General features: G+C 45.3%; 18 protein-coding genes. 10 read left to right on the forward strand and 8 right to left on the reverse strand.

Annotated elements, in window-relative coordinates; all coding sequences use genetic code 11:
• Window positions 1–501 precede the first annotated feature (501 nt).
• From SDEN_RS14585 to tyrS, 4 genes are all read right to left on the reverse strand, one after another.
• On the reverse strand, window positions 502–1,950 hold the full coding sequence (locus SDEN_RS14585; protein ID WP_232279895.1) for a HEPN domain-containing protein: 1,449 nt from the start codon (window positions 1,948–1,950) through the stop codon (window positions 502–504).
• A gap of 451 nt (window positions 1,951–2,401) precedes the next feature.
• The gene (locus SDEN_RS20560; protein ID WP_232279896.1) at window positions 2,402–2,788 is read right to left on the reverse strand and encodes a hypothetical protein; all 387 of its coding nucleotides are present in this window, start codon (window positions 2,786–2,788) and stop codon (window positions 2,402–2,404) included.
• Between the two features lie 466 nt (window positions 2,789–3,254).
• Window positions 3,255–3,959 carry a hypothetical protein gene (locus SDEN_RS14595; protein ID WP_011497238.1) on the reverse strand — a complete coding sequence of 235 codons (705 nt, stop codon included), beginning with the start codon at window positions 3,957–3,959 and terminating at the stop codon, window positions 3,255–3,257.
• 839 nt (window positions 3,960–4,798) lie between these two features.
• Window positions 4,799–5,995 carry a tyrosine--tRNA ligase gene (gene tyrS, locus SDEN_RS14600; RefSeq protein ID WP_011497239.1) on the reverse strand — a complete coding sequence of 399 codons (1,197 nt, stop codon included), beginning with the start codon at window positions 5,993–5,995 and terminating at the stop codon, window positions 4,799–4,801.
• Window positions 5,996–6,210: 215 nt separating this feature from the next.
• Here tyrS and SDEN_RS14605 point away from each other — a divergent pair, with 215 nt between their 5' ends.
• The 4 genes from SDEN_RS14605 (at window position 6,211) to SDEN_RS14620 (ending at window position 9,765) form a co-directional block, all read left to right on the forward strand.
• The gene (locus SDEN_RS14605) at window positions 6,211–7,629 is read left to right on the forward strand and encodes a peptidoglycan DD-metalloendopeptidase family protein (protein WP_011497240.1); all 1,419 of its coding nucleotides are present in this window, start codon (window positions 6,211–6,213) and stop codon (window positions 7,627–7,629) included.
• Window positions 7,630–7,637: 8 nt separating this feature from the next.
• Window positions 7,638–8,750: an anhydro-N-acetylmuramic acid kinase gene (locus SDEN_RS14610; RefSeq protein WP_011497241.1), complete on the forward strand. Its 1,113-nt coding sequence runs from the start codon at window positions 7,638–7,640 to the stop codon at window positions 8,748–8,750.
• Window positions 8,751–8,811: 61 nt separating this feature from the next.
• A complete protein-coding gene (locus SDEN_RS14615) occupies window positions 8,812–9,198 on the forward strand; it encodes a DUF2750 domain-containing protein (RefSeq protein WP_011497242.1) in 387 nt (128 codons plus the stop codon).
• A gap of 75 nt (window positions 9,199–9,273) precedes the next feature.
• Window positions 9,274–9,765, forward strand: a complete 492-nt coding sequence (locus SDEN_RS14620; RefSeq protein ID WP_011497243.1) for a hypothetical protein — start codon at window positions 9,274–9,276, stop codon at window positions 9,763–9,765.
• 107 nt (window positions 9,766–9,872) lie between these two features.
• On the opposite strand, the gene erpA is transcribed toward SDEN_RS14620, so the two are convergent.
• Window positions 9,873–10,223, reverse strand: a complete 351-nt coding sequence (erpA, locus tag SDEN_RS14625; RefSeq protein WP_011497244.1) for an iron-sulfur cluster insertion protein ErpA — start codon at window positions 10,221–10,223, stop codon at window positions 9,873–9,875.
• Between the two features lie 2 nt (window positions 10,224–10,225).
• Complete coding sequence (locus SDEN_RS14630) at window positions 10,226–11,017, reverse strand: DUF6776 family protein (RefSeq protein ID WP_011497245.1); 792 nt, start codon at window positions 11,015–11,017, stop codon at window positions 10,226–10,228.
• A gap of 118 nt (window positions 11,018–11,135) precedes the next feature.
• On the opposite strand from SDEN_RS14630, the gene SDEN_RS14635 reads away from it, so the two are divergent.
• The 4 genes from SDEN_RS14635 (at window position 11,136) to nhaD (ending at window position 16,870) form a co-directional block, all read left to right on the forward strand.
• Complete coding sequence (locus SDEN_RS14635) at window positions 11,136–12,860, forward strand: chloride channel protein (RefSeq protein WP_011497246.1); 1,725 nt, start codon at window positions 11,136–11,138, stop codon at window positions 12,858–12,860.
• 139 nt (window positions 12,861–12,999) lie between these two features.
• A complete protein-coding gene (locus tag SDEN_RS14640; protein WP_011497247.1) occupies window positions 13,000–14,019 on the forward strand; it encodes an aspartate carbamoyltransferase in 1,020 nt (339 codons plus the stop codon).
• A gap of 59 nt (window positions 14,020–14,078) precedes the next feature.
• The gene (hemL, locus tag SDEN_RS14645) at window positions 14,079–15,380 is read left to right on the forward strand and encodes a glutamate-1-semialdehyde 2,1-aminomutase (RefSeq protein WP_011497248.1); all 1,302 of its coding nucleotides are present in this window, start codon (window positions 14,079–14,081) and stop codon (window positions 15,378–15,380) included.
• A gap of 242 nt (window positions 15,381–15,622) precedes the next feature.
• Entirely contained in the window at window positions 15,623–16,870 is a 1,248-nt protein-coding gene (gene nhaD / locus SDEN_RS14650) for a sodium:proton antiporter NhaD (RefSeq protein ID WP_011497249.1), read from the forward strand.
• A gap of 68 nt (window positions 16,871–16,938) precedes the next feature.
• Here the strand turns inward: nhaD and SDEN_RS14655 are convergent, their stop codons facing one another.
• A complete protein-coding gene (locus SDEN_RS14655; RefSeq protein ID WP_011497250.1) occupies window positions 16,939–18,201 on the reverse strand; it encodes a general secretion pathway protein GspB in 1,263 nt (420 codons plus the stop codon).
• The gene (locus SDEN_RS14660) at window positions 18,201–19,919 is read right to left on the reverse strand and encodes an AAA family ATPase (RefSeq protein ID WP_011497251.1); all 1,719 of its coding nucleotides are present in this window, start codon (window positions 19,917–19,919) and stop codon (window positions 18,201–18,203) included. The genes SDEN_RS14655 and SDEN_RS14660 overlap by 1 nt, the downstream gene beginning before the upstream one ends.
• Before the next feature lie 141 nt (window positions 19,920–20,060).
• Here SDEN_RS14660 and SDEN_RS14665 point away from each other — a divergent pair, with 141 nt between their 5' ends.
• Both SDEN_RS14665 and SDEN_RS14670 read left to right on the forward strand, forming a co-directional pair.
• Window positions 20,061–21,302 carry a multifunctional CCA addition/repair protein gene (locus tag SDEN_RS14665; protein WP_011497252.1) on the forward strand — a complete coding sequence of 414 codons (1,242 nt, stop codon included), beginning with the start codon at window positions 20,061–20,063 and terminating at the stop codon, window positions 21,300–21,302.
• A gap of 263 nt (window positions 21,303–21,565) precedes the next feature.
• Window positions 21,566–21,832, forward strand: coding sequence for an Lpp/OprI family alanine-zipper lipoprotein (locus SDEN_RS14670; protein WP_011497253.1), 267 nt, complete (start codon window positions 21,566–21,568; stop codon window positions 21,830–21,832).
• The last annotated feature ends 26 nt before the right edge of the window (window positions 21,833–21,858 follow it).

A 21,858-nucleotide genomic window follows, 5' to 3' on the forward strand; every position in this document is an offset into this window, starting at 1 on the left:
GTTTTCCCCTCTTGGCCAGTGCAGAGTGGAACCCTGCGACTTTGATCCAAACGAAGTTTGGACATCTTGCAAACAAGCTTTTGGACAAAACATTGTTAGATAATTCACTCTTATTAGCCAGATTCGGATTAGCTATTCTAATAGTAATGCTTCGTTTGGTTGCAAACTAACCAACACTCGATATCACCAGTCGGAATCGGCATAACAGGGACATGAATCAATTCTCTAGAGATCTGATTCATCTTAAGGGAAAAAATCGCCCCAGAACAGCTGCAAACGGGGCGATAGGGCGGGTTTTAGCGGATGGCGTGAATCAGTCTGATGTAGAGTGATTCACGGGCTCATTTTTGGACAACAATGGTTTAGAGTATTCAGTCTAATGTCACTGGTATTGATTAGAAAAAGTATCTCAAACCATGATGATGCTATCGCGATGACTATGATTCTAGAGTTTTCTCAGCTAACAAAGCTATAAAACTTAAGCAAAGATAATTAGCTAGTTTATTTTTGGTTATATTTTACTGTTTCTTTTAATGCAGTAATTTCGGACTTTAAGTATCGTTCACTATCAAAAACGGGGTGCCGTGTATTCAGATGAGAAATATGACTTTCTCTCCAACCACATTCAATTAACTCACTAATCGCATAAATAAATTCGAAAAAACACGTAAATAATATTTGAAAGTCATACATTTGACGTAGAGTAAGTTGCTTAAATTCAGAGCCATGTACATGATAGTTTCTAGCTTTTATCGCTAACCGAAGAACAAAATCAATATCGTCTAAATCGAATCCTCTTGATTCAAGGTAGTTTTCGATTACGGTTATCCTTTCATTAACTCGCTCTTTTAGGGATGTTCTTGTTAGGAAACCAATCGAGTTTAACAAAGAACACTTAATATCATCCAGTTCCGAAAACTCTTTTTTAATATGTTGTTTAAGTCTCTCGAGTGTTTCAGTTTCTTCCTGCTTAAGTACTTTTTTTGAGCTACCAGTTGAAGAAGGAAAGATATCGAATATGTTGGCTGCGTTTATCAGCCGATCAGATGAATAGCTCCGTCCTTTCAGAAAGCCATCGTAGAAACTATACCTAACAATGTCACGATCAACATGACTGAACCAAGAGTCTAAAAACTGTGGGAAATCTTCGCTCGAAATATCGATCAGTGGATTACCTGATTTTGTGCTATCAAGATCTTCTCCCCAAGAGTAGGTATTGTATAAAAGTTGAAAGTTGTTCTCAGATCCATCAGACACCAGCATATCTTTAAAGAAGACGTTCTCACCAGCAATAAAGCGCAAAAGTAAAGAGACCTTATGAGCGATATTCAGCGCTTCATTTAAGGTTTTACTAGTGTGAAACTTAACCGTCAGTTCTACCTTGTTTCGAATGCTAACACCATCACTACTAAATCCATCTCCTACAGAGATATGGTTACTAGCTGAAATAACCCCTAGTTTAGTATTTTGAGAAAAGATATCGAAGTCCCCATTGAAGTATGCAAGGGTAGGATTATGTTGAGCAGCAAATAGCGGTGCATGCTCTTGAGCATTTAACTGACTTACCAGCCCATCGTCAGGAAAACTGATATATCCAAATGATGTGAACCGCCTAAGCAGAGCATGCGAATTTCCGACTACTAATGAAATTGAGCAAAACTTGTCGCTATCTGGTTCTACACGCTTCTTACCTGTGAGAGCAATGTGAGGTTGGATAGTATTGCTATATGTCACACTTCCCTCAGCGATGCATCGTGATTCATTACCTAAGCAATTAAGAAGAGAAAGTATCTTGTTGTCCTGTGTTCTCCCATAAATATTCGAGTGACTCTCCACAGCAAAAAACTCTGAAGACCAACAGTTAAATTTATATCTTTTTGCATCTGACAATACACCAGAGACATTTTTATTATTACTAATTTTAAATTGGGCATTGATGCTTTCAGTCATTGCTGTTTTTAGTTCCCTACGAAGATGGCAAAACCGCAGCTAAGTAAAGCCACGAAAACACTTACTCTTTTATAACTTAAGCTTTCATTATACATAAACCACATTTGAATCAAATAATTACGTGGGTTTACTTGTGGTGGCATAGTTAGAGTTGTAGTCATGAGAAAAAGTAAGCCAAATTAACTAGGTTAAAATCAAAGGAAAGTCTGCGCTGGCTCACTTTGGGGCAAAAACGTGCCAGAACTGATCGGCCTGACACGAGTTTGGACCAAAGCGCGTTAGCCCTAAGCCAGCGCAAAAATGGCGGGGTTTTACGCATGAACCAGACTGACCTAGAGTGATTCACTGGCACAATTTAGGGCTGATATTGATAATAAATGGGATCATACCATTCCTTATCAAGTGGCCAAATTTAATGTCAACTACACCACGAGTTTACACTCTATCAGGGTCATTTACTGTTGCGGAAATATAGGTACAACAAGCCTATAGGAGCAATAAATATTGCCAAGCACCAGCAAAGTGCAATTGTAAGCAATTTAACAACTAGCATAAAAATGGCGTTTACAAAAAACACCTGCCTTCCGAGTATGAAGCCAACCACATTTTCATACACGAATCTTGAGTATGGATAGAGTAAAGTATTAGCTATTAGCAAACCAATAAACCCATACTGGATAGGCCCTTCCCCCTGAGCTACAACGTATAAAATAAATGCAGAGAATAACGCTGCAAAGAAAATTTGACGGAGATAGTATTCAGTAGACAATCCGCCAAACGTTTTTTTAATAATATTTTTCAAATTACCACTCCAAAGTTGTACTAAACCGTAGTCCATACATGGACTGTTCATTATAACGTAAGCGCCTAGCGAACCACACCTAGCATTGATATTTAGGTTGCTTGAAAATACCTGCTCAATGAAAAATTCGGAGCGGGTGATGAAAACCTACAGAACAAGTATACAGTGGCAGATAATTGTGCCCGTTATTCAGTCTGGGCCAGAGTGATTCACTAGCTCATTTTTGGACAGAAATCATTTAGTGCTTAGGCTCTAAAACTTACAATTCACATTATCATAAGTAATGATTATCTTAAGAAAGCGGATTATGTTCACTAAGAGATGGATGGATCGCAGTTCATTCTCGAAATAAGAAGCTAACCAGAAAGTCTAGGTGTTCTAAATGAACAGCCCTCGGCAACAAGCTCCTACGTTGGCCTACCTCCTAAATCCATTTAGTCGTGTGCGGAGTCGCATGCAAGGTGGTGTTGGGACTGGAGGCTAGACACCCCCGGCTACCCGATTAATTCTCTTTTAGTGATGGAATAGCTAGGGTTTCTGTGTGCTCCTGAGTAGCAACAGCTAGCTCCCCACCAGATCTAGAGATAACTAGAATTGTGTCGAATACCTCAAACACAGATTGCTCCAAGCATTTTTCATGGAACTTAGCTAACCCAACTTCTATATCTAGTTGTGGATTACCCCAATTGTCATCGATGAGTAGCCAATTCCTATCGTGGCGCATGAACCCAACCTTAGTACAGGACTTAACTTTACACTCAGTAAAGTGACTCATTACTTGTGCCCAAATACGCTCAGATTCATCTCCCATCCATGGTAGTCCTGGTCGATTAGCTTCGATTTCTTTCTTTAGTTGCTTGCTCTTTTTTTGTTTTTCACCGAGTTCAATAGGTAACGGAAAATATACCTCTGGTCCACACCCCTTTTCCCTGAGAAAAGCTGCATGGGCAGAATTCTGTGAGACAGCTTCCGTGACTTCTACACCAATTGAAGTATTGGAAGTTGAAATAACAAAATCAGGACGATCGGAATGTTCTATATGAATAGGATATTTCAGCAGGTCAGATTCCGAGATAGCAGCCAGAAGGTGTGAAATGGCATACCTTTCAATATGCTCTGTTTCCCGACCGTCAGAACGCAATGGGACAATCAAACTCATGCTAATCAATTGATTCAATAACGACTTACTATTTTCTGCATTGATCATAAAAGTACCTTGAGAGTTAACGTATATTAGGCTGAATTCCGAATAAGAACGGTCTTAATAAGAACAGGTCGCCAGTACTTTAATTACTCAAGACTAACAGTAAACTAATTTGTTAACAATGAGTTATAACATAGAAAGAACTCTATCCCTGTTTCTCTGCCTGAGTGAAACAAAGAACCTCTATCATTTCATAAATTGCAATGTTTACGCAGGGAGATAAGTCACAACAAGGGAATAGGTGGTAATTGAGCTAAGTAGTTTCAAATGCAGCTAGACGCTACTACATAATAAAGAGCAAAGTTACTAGGCTCCGGTTCATATGATAATCAAGGACAGGACTTGTATGTTGCGTCTCGCATTAGCAGAGGTATGGCAAAAGCTGACAAACAGGATGTGAAAAAACTTTTTCGCTAGCTAACTTAGGGGCATAATCGTGCCAGAACTGATCAGCCTGACACGAGTTTGGACCAAAGCGCGTTAGCCCGAAGCCAGCGCAAAAATGGCGGGGGTTTATGCATGAACCAGACTAGGCAAGTCTGATTCACTGTAACGATTTTTGAAATCCCTCATGGGCAGGTCATACTTTTTGGTATTCATTACTTTATGTATCTCAAACTATCTGGCTAAGCAAGAGCTAGCATTCGAGCCGTGGCAAGCTTTGGGGCATAAGTGAGTAAATGCTGATTGGTTCCTTAGTCTCCGTGGTGATCACAACGCTAGTAGGAACCTTTAATGTCACTTGGGCTGGATGTACAAATTAAGTGATCAAAAACTCGCATAAAAATGGCGCCTATTTAGGCGCCATTGAACTGGAGTAGATGTTTTAAAATCACGCTAAGTTATTTAAGCGTCACTTTGGCAAACTTGCGTTTGCCCACTTGGAATACAGCTTCAAGGCCAGCAGCAAAGGTCTGACGGCTGTCTTCAAGCTTCTCGCCATCCATCTTCACCGCGCCTTGCTTTATCATGCGCATGGCTTCTGAGGTTGAGCTAACAAGGCCTGCATCTTTAAGTAAGTTAGCCACCCCTAAGCCTTCGCCTGCTTCTAGGGTAATTTCTTCGATATCATCGGGAATCGCGCCTTTTTGGAAGCGGTCGATAAAGGCTTGGTGCGCAGATTGCGCCTGCGCTTCATCGTGGAAACGGGCGATGATTTCTTTCGCCAAGGCAATTTTCACGTCTCTTGGGTTGGTACCATTAGCAACATCAGCTTTGAATTGCTCGATTTCGGCCAGCGGACGGAATGATAGCAATTCATAATAGCGCCACATGAGATCGTCTGAAATCGACATGATCTTACCGAACATCTCATTAGCAGGCTCACTCACGCCAATGTAGTTATGGGCAGATTTTGACATTTTCTTGACGCCATCTAAGCCTTCAAGCAATGGCATCATGATGACTGTCTGCGGCTTCTGCCCTTCGGCTTTTTGCAGCTCACGGCCCATGAGTAAGTTAAACTTCTGATCCGTGCCGCCCAATTCAACATCGGCTTTTAAGGCTACTGAATCATAACCTTGGAGCAGTGGATACATAAATTCATGGATAGCAATCGACTGACCCGAAGCATAACGCTTCTTAAAATCATCACGCTCCATCATCCGCGCCACAGTTTGCTGTGATGCAAGGCGGATCATGCCAGCAGCGCCCAAAGGCTCAAGCCAGCTTGAGTTAAACTCGATACGGGTTTTAGCTGGGTCTAAAATCTTGTAGACCTGCTCTTTATAGGTTTCGGCGTTAGCAAGTACTTGCTCTCGAGTCAGAGGCGGGCGAGTGCTGTTTTTGCCACTTGGGTCGCCAACCATGCCAGTAAAGTCGCCAATCAAGAAGATGACTTCATGGCCTAACTCTTGGAAAGTGCGCATTTTATTCAAAATGACAGTATGGCCTAAGTGGATATCAGGCGCGGTCGGATCGGCGCCCAGCTTTATCCGTAAAGGACGGCCTTCCTTTAGTTTTGCCAGCAGATCCGCTTCGAGTAAAATCTCATCGGTACCGCGTTTAATCTCTGCTAATACTTGGTCTAAATCGGCCATTTTTACTGCGACTCCTAGTGCATTCCCGTGGCATTAGCTAGGCTTATTCTGGCCGCCAACTGAGTGATGGCATAGATGTTGAATAAGTTTTATTAACTAAGTGTGGGTTTGAATACAAAAAAATAAAGAGGTCTATGTTACTTGTTAGCCACGGCAAATGAAAGTGTGTACACTAAGGGGATAATAATGAACGTGAAATATTGGTATCAGGGTCAATGGCAAAGCTTATAACTTTATTTAAATTGCTGCCAAAAGCACATCAACTAGCGCTAACGTTGTTAAGCCTATTCACATTGGTCATTCTGATGTTGCCATCGGAAGACGCCTTGGCCTCTAAACAGACGCCGACTAATACCAAGGCCAATATCGATTTCACCGAAGACGATTTATTGTTTGCCCGCAGTAATCCCTCTCCTTTAGCCCTTGAAGCCAGACAAGCTGACTCTGTCGACGCCGACATGGACACCTTTGGCAATCAAGATTTATTGCTCAATAGCGTTCAAGCTCAAATAAGAGCCAAAAAGCAGCAATTAAGAGCCGCCGATGACGATCAAAAAAATGTCGAATACTTTGAAGTGGTTAACGGCGATACTTTAGGTGGGCTTTTTAGTCGCGCCGGATTAAGCGCCAAAGACGTCTTCGATATCGCCAATTTGCCACTGGCGAAGAAAAATCTACTGAAAATCATTCCCGGTGAAGAAATTGCCATCACCAAAAGCCCTGAGGGAGAACTCTCAGAGGTCAGCTACCGCATAGATAAAGTGTCAACCTTAGTGATCAGTAAAAATGATTCAGGCTATGTTGAAAAAATTAACACCAAAGAAATTGAGATCCGCAGCCAATATGTCAGCGCCAAAATCAAAAGCAACTTTTGGAATGCTGCCGCCGATGCAGGGCTTTCGGCCAACCATATTATGCAACTGGCCAACATCTTCGCCTGGGATGTGGATTTTGCCTTAGATTTACGCCGTAACGATCATTTCTCATTAATTGTTGAGCAAGAGTTTGCCGACGGTGAGTTTTTACGTAATGGAAATATCTTGGCGGCAGAGTTTGTCAACCAAGGTGAACGTCATACCGCGGTGCGTTACTCCGATGGTGAGTATTATTCAGAAGCGGGTAACAGCCTGCGTAAGGCGTTTTTACGCTCGCCTGTTGATTTCAAATACGTCAGCTCAAACTTCAATCCTCGCCGCCTGCACCCAGTGACCGGCCAAGTTAAAGCCCACAGAGGGGTGGATTATGTCGCCGCCGTTGGCACGCCCATCAAGTCTGCTGGCCGGGGTAAAGTCATTGAGGCGGGTTACAACCAGTTCAACGGAAATTATGTGTTTATTAGGCATAACGGCACCTATACCACTAAATACCTGCATTTGACCAAGCGCAACGTCAGCCGCGGCGATAGCGTTAAACAGGGGCAGATCATAGGCACTCTTGGCCGTACTGGCCGTGTTACCGGTGCCCATTTGCATTACGAATTTATCGTCAATGGCGTACATCGCAACCCAAGAACGGTCAGCTTGCCAAAGTCAGATCCCATCGCCCGCAGCGAAAAACAAAAATTCCAAAGGCTCAGCCAAGATTTAATGGCTAAGCTTAAGCAAAATCAGCAAGTGCAACTTGCCAGCAACTGAGCATTCCTATGAGCAAGCCTGAATATTTTATCGGCCTAATGTCTGGCACCAGCATGGATGGCGTAGATGCCGTTTTGGTGGATTTCTCCCAAGCTAAACCTCAATTAATCGCCGGCCACACCCAAGCTATTCCTAAGCATCTACTTAAGGGCCTACAAAGATTATGTAACCCTGCCGCCGATGAGATTAATCGTTTAGGCCGCTTAGACAGAGCCGTGGGCAGCTTGTTTGCCGATGCGGTTAATGCCTTGCTTGAGAAAACTAATATCCCTAAGTCGCAGATCATTGCCATAGGTAGCCACGGTCAGACTGTGCGTCATATGCCCAATTTAGAGGTGGGTTTTACCCTGCAAATTGGCGATCCCAATACCATAGCCGTTGAGACAGGCATAGATGTCATCGCCGATTTTCGTCGTAAAGACATTGCCTTAGGTGGTCAAGGCGCTCCCTTAGTGCCCGCTTTCCACCAGCAAGTGTTTGCCGAAAAAGATCAAATCAGGGTCATTTTAAACATTGGCGGTATCGCCAATGTGACTTACCTGCCCGGCAACAGCGAGCAAGTGCTAGGGTTTGATACCGGCCCTGGTAACACCTTAATTGATGCGTATATTCTACAAAACCTAGAGCAAGCCTTCGATGAAGATGGCCAATGGGCAGACTCAGGAAACAGCAATCAAGCCCTGTTAACCCAAATGCTATCCCATCCGTATTTTTCGCTGCACTACCCTAAAAGTACCGGCCGGGAGTTGTTTAACCAAGCTTGGCTCGAGCAGCAACTGGCTAACTTTAGCCACTTAGATGCCGAAGATATCCAATCCACCTTGCTGGACTTAACCTGTCACAGCATAGCCAATGACATCAATAAACTCGCCCCTAAAGGTCAGTTATTCGTCTGCGGTGGTGGGGCCTTAAATGGCGCGTTAATGAAGCGCTTAACTCAGCTTGTACCTGGGTATCAGCTGCAAACCACTTCGGCCTTAGGTGTAGATGCCAAATGGGTAGAAGGCATAGCGTTTGCGTGGCTTGCCATGCGCCATCATCATAATTTACCCGCCAACTTACCCGCGGTGACGGGTGCATCAAAATCTGCTGTACTTGGTGGGCGCTACAGCGCTAAATAACAACATTATGTTATTACTAAATCGTTAAATTATTAACTCTTTAAACAATGAGAAAGTATCCATGAGCAATGCAAAAAAATCGATTTCAGAGCAAGTCAACATGACTCCAGAAGCCAGATATGACTTTTTGGTTGAGCAAATCAAAACTGAGAAGCACATTTGGACACTGCAAGATCAAGATGGTTGCGTCATGCTAACCACAGACGATGAAGATTGCATCCCTATGTGGTCGTCTGAAGAAGCCGCTTCGCTTTGGGCCGTCGATGAGTGGAGCGATTGTGAGCCACTGGCGATTCCATTAGATGAGTTTCAAGAGCGCTGGGTTTCAGGCATGGAAGAAGATGACTTGTTTGTTGCAGTATTCCCGGTTCAAGATGATTTAGGTGTGGTTATCCCGCCCTATGAATTCAACGAGCGCTTAACCCCTAGGGTCAGACCAAAGCATTAATATTATGAGCCCACTGATGTGAGTCCAATAATATAAGCCCTAGCAAGAGTTAAGCCTGGTAATGAGAAATTCACAATGAAACCCAAAAACACGCCCAAAAGCGATCTTGATGCACTCGACTCGACGGCCCAAAGCATTGAGAGCGAAACACAGCTTCAAGGCGCGACCAAGCCGGTATTGGCTAAACGCTTGATTGCCTTGATGGTGTTTTTTACTGTGATTTCAATCAGCGGCCTTATCGCTAAACAAGGGGTGCTGTTTTGCATCCTGACCTTGTTGATGGTATTAGCCGTCTTTGGTCGCCAGCGCTCGGCCTTGTACCTGCTGCGCTTATATACCTTGAGCCAACTTGCCTTGGTCAGCCTGTTACCTGTGTTCTTATACGACCCCGATAACTTGGTCGTGGGGCCTACTCAGGTTGATTTAGGCTTATTGCAGCTCACATTGCCAGACTGGATTATCTTTAGTGTATTGATTAGCCTAGCCTTACTGCAAGTCTGGGTAAGCTTCGATGCTAAAGTGAAAGCTTGGTTTAAACCGAGAATGAACTTTAACATCATGAGCTAGCTGTGAAGTTTACCGGATCAAAAAAGCCGTCATCAGACGGCTTTTTTATTGGTTCTGTTGATTCATGCTGTTTATCGGCATTTTTCATTGCCAATGACTCAGTCAAATTATACCGAGAAGCTGGCACCACAACCGCAAGTAGAGCTTGCATTAGGGTTTTTCACGAAGAAACGTGAACCTTCAAGGCCAGAGGTGTAATCGACTTCACCGCCAACTAAATACTGTAGGCTCATAGGGTCAACAACTAGCTTAACGCCCTGTTTTTCTATGACAAAGTCATCTGCACTGCTTTTTTCATCGAAAGTGAAGCCATATTGGAAACCTGAGCAACCACCGCCAGTGACATAAACGCGTAGCTTAAGTTCTGGGTTCTGTTCTTCTTCGAGCAGGCCCTTCACCTTAATTGCCGCAGCATCAGTAAATTTTATAGGCATTGCTGCATCTGTCTGTTCGGTCATGATTACCTCTTAGTCACACTATTAAGCGAATTATCCTTTACCTGACTATTTTGTTCAAGTATTACCCCAAGTTCTTTTTCTGAGGCTAATAATTCACTGACATCGAACACTTGGCTTAAGGTCGCCGCTTTATTCCCCCGCCCCGCACGGACCTTAGCCTTCAGCTCTACTCTCGCTAGGCTGAAGTTGGCAGGAAGATTAATTTCGGCATCTAAAATTTGAAAATATTGAAACGCAAAATCAAATTTGGTCTTTGTCAGTTTATCTAAACTGAGTTCAGTGTGCTTGCCATCCACCAAGCCAATAAAGAGCAACTGCGCCCTGCCGCGAAGGTTGTATTTTCTTTTCTGTAATTGCGTCAGAATAAGTCTGACTTGGTAGCGATTCACCACCAGCCCAGGGGTTAATTCCAGAGCATGGATAGCCAGTCCTTCCGCGTTGGTTTCTGGCGCCATCACGCTGCGATAAAACGCCAGCTCTTTCTCCAGCACTTTTTGTTGTGCCAGCTGACGAGTAAACATTTTTTGCATCTCAGCATTGGCTTCTTGCTCTATGGCTAACGCTAAGTTTTTACGGGCCGTTTCTTGGGTTTGCCGTTCAAGCTCTAGCGTCAATTTACGCTTACCGCTGGTGCTATACTGAGTTTCTTCGGGGGCAAAATCGAGCCATAGACGATAGCTCAAGCCACCGAGCAGGAAAACGATCACACAAAGCGCCGTTAAAGACGCCCTTGAGTTGCCATAACGGCGCTCTAACGCTTGCAGTCGATCAAGCCAGCGATGATAATTTAGCATTAGGTTACAAGCCTTTAATAAAATACAATAATCTCACCCGAGTTCCTCACCTTTGAGGTAAACTCGCCACTAGGTCAGTGATTTTTCACTCATTAACTGGGCATAATTGGGCATAAGAGTGCAATTGAAGATAAATAGAGCCGCTATTATTCACGCCAAACGCGCTATACGCAAATATCTGCGTAATGAGTTTAGGGATCAACTGTCCCAGGCGAGCATAAGTGTGCAATTGTGCGCACTGGCTTTATTGTTTGCCATCATCTCCTCTGCCGTGATTATTCTCTTTCGCCTTATGCTGTTATGGGCCGAGCAGTATACCCAAGTCCATACCGGCACAGTCACTGAACTTGCCTATGACTGGCGCACTTACTTGCCCATAGCCGGTGCTGCACTCATTTGGTTGGTGGCCTTGTTGGGGTCAAAGCGCTATCGACGCATGGGTATCGCCTATGTGTTACACAGATTTAGGCACCACTATGGCAAGGTGCCATTGCAATCGGCGCCAGGGCAATTCTTTCAGGCGTTAATCGCCCTTGTGACCAATTTCTCAGTCGGCCGAGAAGGCCCTGCCATTCATTTAGGGGCTGTGAGTGCCAGCGTCATGGCTGAAAAATTTAAACTGCCCGATAACAGCGTGCGCATCATGTGTGCAAGTGGCATAGCTGCCGGTATTGCCGCCACCTTTAACGCGCCATTAGCCGCCGTGTTGTTCGTGTTTGAAGTCATAGTGCGGGAATACAAAATTCATTACTTTTTCCCTATTATGTTGTCCGCCATTTGCGGCGCGGTATCTAGCCAGCTGGTGTTTGGTAATGTGCACGAATACGCCGCCATCGATGTTATACATATTCCACTGGATCATTACCCTATTTTACTCTTAGGGGGGTTAGCCTTAGGTTGCACCGCCGCCGCGTTTAACTATTCTCTGCTCAAGGTGACCGCCAAGGGCCAACACTGGCCGCTGATTTACCGCCTTGCCATTGCCGCAAGCATCACCACAGTGGTGGGGCTATTTCTGCCGCAAGCCTTAGGCTCGGGAGATTTAGCCCTCCATGAAGCTGTCAGTGAGAACCCAAGCTTATTCTTCTTGATAGCCTTATTGATTGGCAAGATGTTGGCCACTATAGCCGCAATTGGGTTTGGCGTGCCAGGGGGCCTTATTGGTCCCCTCTATGGTATTGGCGCCTTGGTCGGTGCCATATTAGCGTTAGTCAGTAGCGCGCTGTTTCCCTCTATTGCGCCTTATGTGGGCCTGTATACTGTCATCGGCATGACAGCCATGATGGGGGTCTGTTTAAGCGCCCCCCTTGCCGCCTTAGTCGCTTTGCTGGAAATGACCAATGATGCGTCCATCATACTGCCAGCCATGTTCGTGACTATTCCCGCGTTTTTGATTGCCTATCAATGGTTTAATGCAGAATCCATTTTTTTAAAGCAGCTTGATATCATGGGGTTGAGTTACAAGGTACCGCCAATGAATTTAGGCCTGCAGCAAAAAGGCGTGCGGGTGTTAATGGATAAACGCTTTGTGATAGTCACCGATGACGGCGACTTACTGCTGGAAGTATTAAAACGCGCCGAAGGCAGGCCAGTACTCGTGAGAAATACCGATGGCAAAATAGAAATGCTGCGCCTTGAAATGCAATCATTTGAAGACAGCACCACACTGTCACGCCACCCCATGCAAGGCTTGCCAGACAGTGCCACCTTAGATGATGCTTATGTGTTATTGGCGGCAAAACGTGGCGGTGAAGTGTTTATTTATCGGGACAATATTGACAGAATTGTCGGAGTAATTAGCTGGAGTAATTTGCAACAGGAGATCCGTTTAGGGCAAATGTGATCTCGGGGTAAATTCAAGCTGAAACTGTATTATCTCCCTTAGGCTTCTGCTACAATCGCGCCTCAGCCACCCTACATAAATCTAGGGTAAAGAGTCGCCCTTGCGCACTAATTACCCCCCAACATTGGAAATTAGGCTGATGACACAGTTCGAAGGTTCGCACATCCTCTCGGTAAGCCAGTTAGATCTCGACGCTATCAACACCATATTTGCCACTGCTAATAATATGACACCCTACGCCCTGCGAGAAAAACGCACTAAGGTGTTAGAAGGTGCGATCTTAGGTAACCTGTTTTTTGAACCCAGCACTCGTACTCGAGTGAGTTTCGGCTGTGCCTTTAACTTGTTAGGCGGCCATGTCAGAGAAACCACGGGAATGGCTTCATCGTCCTTGTCTAAGGGTGAATCCTTATACGACACAGCCCGAGTGTTATCGACCTATTCCGATGTGATTGCCATGCGTCATCCCGATGCCTACTCGGTAAAAGAATTTGCCGAAGGCAGCCGAGTACCTGTGATTAATGGCGGCGATGGCCCTAACGAGCATCCAACCCAAGCCTTATTAGATTTATTTACCATTCAAAAAGAACTTAGCCATTCTGGCATGGGGATCGATGGCATGCATATCGCCATGGTGGGCGATCTCAAATATGGCCGCACAGTACATTCACTGTCACGCCTGTTATGCATGTATAAAAACATTCAATTTACTTTGATCTCCCCAACAGAGCTGTCTATGCCAGATTATGTGCTCAATGACATAGAAAATGCCGGTCACAAGGTACACATTACCGATAAACTGGAAGGCAATTTGCATCAGGCCGATATCCTCTACTTAACCCGTATTCAAGAAGAACGCTTTCCCTCTCAGGAAGAAGCCAACAAATATCGCGGCAAGTTTAGGTTAAACCACAGCATTTATACCCAGCACTGTAAGTCTCACACTGTGATCATGCATCCCTTGCCAAGAGACTCGCGGGAACAGGCCAATGAGTTAGATAATGACCTCAATAGCCACCCCAGTTTAGCCATTTTCAGACAGGCAGATAATGGCCTGTTGATCCGTATGGCCCTGTTCGCATTAACCCTAGGGGTTGAAGATAAACTTAAGCAATACGAGTGTCCGGTGAATTGGTATTCCCGCAAAGGCGATAGATAACCGACACCAAACTCTTTAGCACTATATTTTTACATAAATTCAGTTATTAAGGACAACACATGAACCGTTCTGAAGCCCTATTTGAGCAGGCGAAGAAAACCATTCCCGGCGGTGTAAACTCGCCAGTGCGCGCCTTCAATGGTGTGGGTGGCTCGCCGCTTTTTATCGAAAAAGCCGATGGCGCTTATATTTTCGATGCTGACGGTAACAAATACATAGATTACGTCGGTTCTTGGGGACCGATGATCTTAGGCCATAACCACCCTAAAATTCGTCAAGCTGTACTCGATGCAGTAGAAAATGGCCTCTCCTTTGGCGCTCCCACTGAACTTGAAGTCAAGATGGCTGAAAAAGTCATCGCCATGGTGCCATCAATCGAACAAGTGCGCATGGTAAGCTCTGGCACTGAAGCCACCATGAGCGCCATTCGTCTTGCCCGCGGTTACACTAACCGTGACAAGATTTTAAAATTTGAAGGTTGTTACCACGGTCATGCCGACTGCTTGTTAGTTAAAGCGGGTTCTGGCGCCCTGACGTTAGGCCAACCTAGCTCGCCTGGCATCCCTGAAGATTTCGCTAAGCACACCTTAACGGCCACCTATAACGATTTAGCCTCGGTGCGTTCACTGTTCGAACTGCATCCCGATGCCATTTCTTGCATTATTTTAGAGCCTGTTGCTGGCAACATGAATTGCATCCCCCCTATTCCTGGCTTCCTACAAGGCCTGCGTGGCCTGTGTGATGAATTTGGTGCGCTACTTATCATAGATGAAGTGATGACAGGTTTTAGGGTCGCCATGGGCGGTGCTCAGGCTCATTATGGTGTCGTGCCAGACTTAACTACCCTAGGCAAAGTTATTGGCGGCGGCATGCCTGTCGGCGCCTTTGGCGGCAAGAAAGCCATAATGCAATATATCGCGCCGACTGGCCCTGTGTATCAAGCGGGCACGCTTTCCGGCAACCCCATTGCCATGAGTGCAGGTCTTGCGCAAATGGAAGCCTTGTGTGAACCAGGCCTTTACCCAGCATTAGCGGAAAAAACGCAGCGCATCGCCCTTGGTATGAAAGCGGCAGCCGACAAACACAGCATTCCACTGTCAATTACCTACGTGGGCGGCATGTTTGGCTTCTTCTTCACCACAGACTCTGCGCCTATGACATCTTTTGCGCAGGTCACTCAGTGCAATATGGAGCATTTCCGTTACTTCTATCATGCCATGCTAGCCCAAGGGGTGTATTTAGCCCCTAGCGCCTATGAAGCCGGTTTCTTATCCATGGCTCACGGCGAAGATGAACTAGCTATGACCCTTAAGGCTGTAGATAGCGTATTTGCTGAAATGAAAGTCGCTTTTAAACTCTAATTTCAAGCGCTATTCAGTCGTAACATTAAGGGACCTAAGGTCCCTTAATGTTGAAGTCTTACGCTATCAATTGCATTGCAAGGAAATAAATGGTCCTTTTTACCCTAAAAATTGCAAACTCGGTTGCGAAAATAGGGCCATTATGTTTTGATCGCCTCCGCCAAAATAAGCGACTAATGCCCCCTTAAATTAGTCAGTCCATCTTCTGGTCAAACACACAAAAACAGGTTGGAATTGCAGTCATGCTACACACCTTTCTTATCATTCTTGCTGTGCTCGCATTGCTGAGTATCGTGCTCGAAGAAGTCACCCATATTAATAAAGCGAAAACCACACTCTTCTTAGGCTGTATTGCCTGGGTCAGCTTGTTTATCGCTTCTGGCGATGCTGAACAGACTAAGATTGTTGCCGAAGAACTTAACGAAAACTTATTGGAAATTGCCACCCTATGGCTATTTTTAATGTCGACCATGACCTTTGTGGCCTACCTGAATGCCAAAGGCATGATCCAGATCATGGTGCAGAAACTGTTCCCTCAGCGGGTGTCGGTGCGCATGCTGATGATCCAGGTGGCCATGTTTTCGCTTTTTCTCTCAGCCATCTGCGATAACGTCACCGCAACCTTAGTGTCATTAGGTTTGCTCACCACCTTTAAGCTAGATAAGCAGATGAGAAGACGCATGGCCGTGCTTATCATCTTCGCAGTAAACTCTGGCGGCGTGGCGCTTATTACCGGTGATGTGACCACCTTGATGATATTCCTTGCGGGTAAAGTGCACATCTCAGATCTGCTGGTGTTGTTTATCCCGGCGGCGGTGAGCGTGATGTTATTGGCTGTGCTTTTCTCACTCAAAGCCGAAGGAGAAGTAAAAACCACCCCCATTAAGCAGCAATTTCGTACCGTGGATGTGGTCATTGCCGCTATTTTCTTCACCACTATCGTGATGACAATGGCACTGAATGTGTTCTTTAGCATACCGCCAGTGTTGACCTTCTTAACCGGCTTATCTGTGATGTTCCTAGTGGGCCACATGAGCCGCCCAGACAAGGAAGAAACCCAGGTATTGGAATACATACGTCAGGTCGAGTTTGACACCTTATTATTCTTCCTCGGTATTTTACTGCTTGTGGGTATGTTAAAAGTCATTGGCACCCTAGATTTATTGACTCAGGTCTACAGCATGTATGACCCTAACATCTCTAACTTCTTTGCCGGTATGGGCTCTGCGTTATTGGATAACGTGCCACTCACAGCGGCCCTACTCAAGGCTGAACCTGTGTTAACCACTGTGGAATGGCTAGGACTCACTTACTCTGTGGGTGTGGGTGGTTCGCTGTTGGTGATAGGCTCGGCATCTGGCATTATCGCCATGAGCAAAGTGAAGGAGCTGACCTTTGTTAGCTACCTTAAATATGTGCCAGCACTGCTGCTATGTTACTGCGTCGGTTATGGGTTAACTCTGTTTATGGCGCAGCAGATCCACGCTTAGTAATGATTCACACCAATAAAAAAGGCGCCTAGGCGCCTTTTTTATTGGGTGTAAATCTGAGGATGAGACTAAATTGCCGGCACTTTAAACTTAGTCCCCTGAATTTCTAGCACTATATCCCGTGGCCTTATTTCTATTAAGGTGAGCTTATCCTGAATTTTGTCCCCTTCCTGCAACTCTGCACCGTCCACGTTGAGCCAGCGATTGCTGGCATCTGAGGAATACACATGAGCTACCACAGAGAACTCAGGCACTTGTAATTGCAAATTGGCAGGTAGCTGACCGTAGTTAGGATAATCTTTGTCTTGGGTTTGGGAAATAGGATCGAGAGCCGCTGGGGTTACGTTTTGATTGGCTGACTTCTCATATTCCACATCCTTAAGCGCTGCTTCAAATGCCGCCAATAGGTTATCCTTTTGTGCTTCTTGCTTTACAGCGGCGATTTGGCTATCGCGCTCACGTTGGCTTAAACGACTATTGCGATTAGCAGTGTCATCACCGCCCTGCGGAGCATTTTGAGTGCCCCTTGGTTCACCACTAATACGCCGAGGGCGGGAGGTATCATCATTAATGATATCGTCATTATAACGCTCAAACGTGTCACTGATATTGACCTGCCTCGCCGCGTCATTCACTTGTTGTTTTAATGCAGCGAGTTCAGCCAGACCGCGGGCATTGGCGTTAGCCCCAAGCAGGATCGGCTCATCATCAAATCCTTGTTCATCTTGCCACTGACTCGTTTGTTGATTGTCATCAAAATGAGGTGCAGAAAATGCAGCTCTTGCGTAGCGCTTCTCGTCTTCTGATAAGCTTGCAAGTAAGGCTTCATCGATTTGTTCATCTTGTTGGCTAGCGCTCATTCCTTGGGTATTGCGATCCAACAAACTTGCGCTATAGCTTTTAGGCACAGGTAAGGCAACCTTGCCCGCTAATTGCACCTGAGCCTTGTTCATAGCATTAACGTTAGGTTTGAGCTTAGATTGATCTTCACTCATAGATGCAAGGCTTTCAGGGCCTGCTGAGCTAATCTCATTGGCTTGGCCTTGAGTCTGATGACCTACCTGAGTTTGCAGCGCTTGTGCGGCATCTAATGTCTTAGTTTGAACTAAGGTATTGGCGGTCAGCTTATGACTTGGATTGGCCACAACTTGTGCCATCAGCCAAGCAGCGCCTACGGTTGCCCCTAACCCTGTCATCAACCAAAGCGCTTTGGTGCTGGTAAATGCTGACTTAGGCTTAGGGTAATTGGCTCTTGGGGTAAGCACAGCGTCTGGTAACACACCCATCTGCTGGTTCTTCTCACGGGTAACGGCGTCCAACAAAATCGACATTAAAGTGCCTCACGCTTGTTGCTCAGCGCCGAGGTTAATCTTGGGCCTTGCTTACTGGTAAATAAATTCAATTGCACTAAGGTTTGGCTGCCGGCTATGCCATCGGCTTTTAAACCATGTTGGCGCTGAAACGCCATGAGCTCACGTTCAAGCTCATGATCAAAATCATCCATCAGCCTGGCTTGACGGCCATTAATCTTAGCCAGATTATTTTCTAACCACTGCACTTGAGATAAATGTGAGCCACGGCTGATTTCTCTTGGCACTCGCTTGGTTGGCTGCCATAACAACTCAAAAGTGCCGCTAAAGTGCTGATTAAACCAATGCTTAGACACCCATAACTGTTGCTCGTTAAGTTGCAGTAACACTTGGTCATCGTCCCGCTCGACTAACACACCGTAAAAATCACCTAAACTTTCATCCTGCAAATAAACCACCGCAGGATAATTGAGTCTTGAGATGCTGTGCCAATTACCTTGCTGTTGATGGCAGGCCAATCCCTGTTCCATCGCCGCCTGACACGGGGTTAAGCCGCTTATGGGCTGTCGCTGCCACACGCCAAACAAGCCGGCATAGGCATTGTCGATATTCTGACTTTGAGTGATGGCTTGCTTGAGCACTCTCTGCTCAGTACTCAGTGTGTTGGCGGTAGGTTGAATTTGCTCAGCAGCATATGTTTGCTCAGCACTTACTTGTTCCGCTCTTGTTAGTTCAGCCCCTTGTTGCACTGACGCTTGTGGCAAAGCTTGAATTGTAGCTTGAGTGGCTATCTGAGTCTGAACTTGAGCTTGAGTAGCGCCTAAATTCGGGTTTGATATCGCTGCCTGATAGAAGCCATAAAAAGCGCCGGCAAACACTAAGGCCACAGTTGCCGCTATTGCCACAGGCTTATATGGCAGTGAGAATTCTTCCACCTCGCCCAATACTTCAACCGCGGCTTGCTTCACCATATGATGATCGATGGGCACCTTAGATTGGCCGTAACCGGCCATCAGGGCGCGCTCGCATAATAGATTGATCAATCTTGGAATGCCGCCACTGTATTTGTGCAGGTATTTACAGGCTTTAGCGGTAAACAGAGGCTCAAACCGATTAGCCACTTGCAAGCGATGCTGCACATAGAGACTCACTTCCTCTAAGGTTAAAGGCAGTAAATGGTAACGGGCGGTAATGCGCTGGGCTAGCTGCCTAAGTTCTTGTCTCTTCAGCAGTTGTTGTAATTCTGGCTGACCAATTAAAATCACTTGCAGCAATTTTTTGGTGTCTGTTTCTAAGTTGGTCAGTAATCTAAGCTGCTCTAACACTTCGGCTTTAAGGTGCTGAGCTTCATCTATGATAAGCACGGTATTGCGACCTTGCTCGTGATTAGCCAGTAAATAATGACTGATAAGATCGGTCAGTTGCTTAAGGCTCGGGTTTTCGCTGTAGCTGATTTTAAGCTCATCACACAAGGTGGCCAATAATTCGAGTTCAGTCAGCGCAGGGTTAAGAATAAAAGCGGTGTCGGTATTTGCTGGTAATTGCCTTAGCAAGCAACGAGATACCGTCGTCTTACCTGTACCAACCTCGCCTGTAAGCAGTACAAATCCCCCGGTCTCACCTAAGCCATAGGTTAAGTGCGCCAGGGCTTCTCTGTGACGATCACTTAAAAATAAATAATGGGGATTGGGGGCGATTGAAAAGGGATTATCATTCAGTCCAAAGAAAGCTTTATACATGTAACCACAGTTCCTAATTAATTACCGACGGCTCACGTTAATCCTTAGCCAGTGGCTTGTCAAAATTTAGCGTTAAAATCTCTGCCATCAACCTAGGCCGTGTTAAGCTTTCGGTAACATTATTTAAGATTTGACCTTGCTATGAAAATTTATCTTGTCGGCGGCGCGGTGCGCGATGCCTTGCTTGGCCTAACTATCAAAGACAAAGATTATTTGGTGGTGGGCTCAACCCCTGCCGAAATGCTCTCCTTAGGCTATCGTCAAGTGGGCAAGGACTTCCCCGTTTTTTTGCACCCGAAAAATCAACAAGAGTATGCCTTAGCCCGCATTGAGCGTAAAACTGGCACGGGTTATGACGGCTTTAGTTGTGACGCCAATGAGCATGTCAGCTTAGAAGAAGACTTATTGCGCCGGGATCTCACCATTAATGCCATAGCCCAAGATGAACAAGGCCAACTGCACGACCCTTATGGCGGCCAACAAGACATAATCCACAAACAACTTCGTCATGTGTCCCAAGCCTTCGTTGAAGATCCCCTGCGGGTGCTCAGGGTCGCTCGCTTCGCCGCGCGCTTTCACTCATTAGGTTTTACGGTTGCCACTGAAACCATGGCATTAATGTCTCAAATCAGCCTAAGTGGTGAGCTTGAACACTTAACTGCGGAGCGCGTCTGGCAAGAATGTGAGCGAGCATTAGCCACAGATGAGCCACAGGTCTTTTTTGAAGTTTTAGCTCAGTGCGGCGCACTTGAAGTATTATTCCCTGAAATTCATGCCCTGTTTGGTGTGCCTCAGCCCGAAAAGTGGCATCCAGAAATTGATACTGGAAAACACACTCTATTAAGCCTCAAGCAAGCGAGTCTACTCACGGATGATATGGCGATTCGCTTTGCCACCTTAGTACACGACTTAGGCAAGGCGCTGAGCCCCAAAGAAAGCCTACCTAAGCACCATGGTCACGGCCAGAAAGGGTTACCTTTGATCAAGCAGTTTTGTCAGCGTCTGCGAGTCCCTAATGACTATCGAGATCTGGCGTTATTGGTCAGCGATCAGCATCAAAATATTCACAATGCCTTCGAGCTTAAAGCCAGCACCTTAGTCAGCCTATTCGATAAAGGGGATTTTTGGCGTAAACCAGAACGTTTAAACGGCCTACTCAGTGCTTGCATTGCCGATATTAGGGGCCGTACTGGACTCGAAAAAAGTGCCTACCCTCAAGCGGCTTATATTGAACATTGTTTCCAGTTAGCTAAGCAAGTTGAAGTGCAAAAAATCATTGCCGATGGATTTATCGGCGCCGACATAAAAAATCAGCTAAATCGACTCAGAATTCTGGCAATTGATGAATACAAACAAAGTTTGATTAAAAAACAACCAAACTAGATTGGTGGCGATTTGTACGAGATCAATTTATTTTCGTTTAAAAATACAACGAAAGTCGGTTGTAATGCCGTAAATCGTTAATGGAACATCAAATTATGTTGAAAAGATGGTTACAAACTTGCAATTCAATAAATATTCGCTATTTTAATTAAATATTATTGTGTTTACCTATAGCAAATTAAAATAGCTGTGACATAATTACGCCGCTGCAGAAACAGAGTGTTTCTGCTCATATTATACAACCTATATTAAGGGATTTACCCATGAACAAAAAAGTACTGATGATTGCTGGTGTTGCGATGACTGCTTTATTAGGTGGCTGTGCTAACACTACCGCTCTTGAAGAGAGCGTTGCTAACCTAGGTAACAAAGTTGACCAACTATCTGCAGAAGTTGGTTCTTTAAAGTCTGAGCAAAGCAAGCTAGCCGTTGATGTTAAAGGCGCAAAAGCTGCTGCTATGGACGCACAAGCTGAAGCTAAACGTGCTAACGACCGTTTAGACAACATGGCTTCTTCTTACAAAAAGTAAGAATGTCAATAAAGAATTAGCTTATT

Origin of the sequence: Shewanella denitrificans OS217, from assembly GCF_000013765.1 — a bacterium.
Taxonomy (GTDB): domain Bacteria; phylum Pseudomonadota; class Gammaproteobacteria; order Enterobacterales; family Shewanellaceae; genus Shewanella; species Shewanella denitrificans.

Excerpts from the sequence above, each read along its gene's own strand:
- SDEN_RS14605 (WP_011497240.1), top strand. The coding sequence starts at position 6,211 with ATGGCAAAGCTTATAACTTTATTTAAATTGCTGCCAAAAGCACATCAA.
- SDEN_RS14660 (WP_011497251.1), bottom strand. The coding sequence starts at position 19,919 with ATGTATAAAGCTTTCTTTGGACTGAATGATAATCCCTTTTCAATCGCC.
- SDEN_RS14655 (WP_011497250.1), bottom strand. The coding sequence starts at position 18,201 with ATGTCGATTTTGTTGGACGCCGTTACCCGTGAGAAGAACCAGCAGATG.
- SDEN_RS14665 (WP_011497252.1), top strand. The coding sequence starts at position 20,061 with ATGAAAATTTATCTTGTCGGCGGCGCGGTGCGCGATGCCTTGCTTGGC.
- SDEN_RS14630 (WP_011497245.1), bottom strand. The coding sequence starts at position 11,017 with ATGCTAAATTATCATCGCTGGCTTGATCGACTGCAAGCGTTAGAGCGC.
- SDEN_RS20560 (WP_232279896.1), bottom strand. The coding sequence starts at position 2,788 with ATGGACTACGGTTTAGTACAACTTTGGAGTGGTAATTTGAAAAATATT.
- SDEN_RS14585 (WP_232279895.1), bottom strand. The coding sequence starts at position 1,950 with ATGACTGAAAGCATCAATGCCCAATTTAAAATTAGTAATAATAAAAAT.
- SDEN_RS14615 (WP_011497242.1), top strand. The coding sequence starts at position 8,812 with ATGAGCAATGCAAAAAAATCGATTTCAGAGCAAGTCAACATGACTCCA.
- SDEN_RS14670 (WP_011497253.1), top strand. The coding sequence starts at position 21,566 with ATGAACAAAAAAGTACTGATGATTGCTGGTGTTGCGATGACTGCTTTA.
- SDEN_RS14640 (WP_011497247.1), top strand. The coding sequence starts at position 13,000 with ATGACACAGTTCGAAGGTTCGCACATCCTCTCGGTAAGCCAGTTAGAT.
- nhaD (WP_011497249.1), top strand. The coding sequence starts at position 15,623 with ATGCTACACACCTTTCTTATCATTCTTGCTGTGCTCGCATTGCTGAGT.
- SDEN_RS14610 (WP_011497241.1), top strand. The coding sequence starts at position 7,638 with ATGAGCAAGCCTGAATATTTTATCGGCCTAATGTCTGGCACCAGCATG.
- SDEN_RS14595 (WP_011497238.1), bottom strand. The coding sequence starts at position 3,959 with ATGATCAATGCAGAAAATAGTAAGTCGTTATTGAATCAATTGATTAGC.
- erpA (WP_011497244.1), bottom strand. The coding sequence starts at position 10,223 with ATGACCGAACAGACAGATGCAGCAATGCCTATAAAATTTACTGATGCT.
- hemL (WP_011497248.1), top strand. The coding sequence starts at position 14,079 with ATGAACCGTTCTGAAGCCCTATTTGAGCAGGCGAAGAAAACCATTCCC.
- SDEN_RS14620 (WP_011497243.1), top strand. The coding sequence starts at position 9,274 with ATGAAACCCAAAAACACGCCCAAAAGCGATCTTGATGCACTCGACTCG.
- tyrS (WP_011497239.1), bottom strand. The coding sequence starts at position 5,995 with ATGGCCGATTTAGACCAAGTATTAGCAGAGATTAAACGCGGTACCGAT.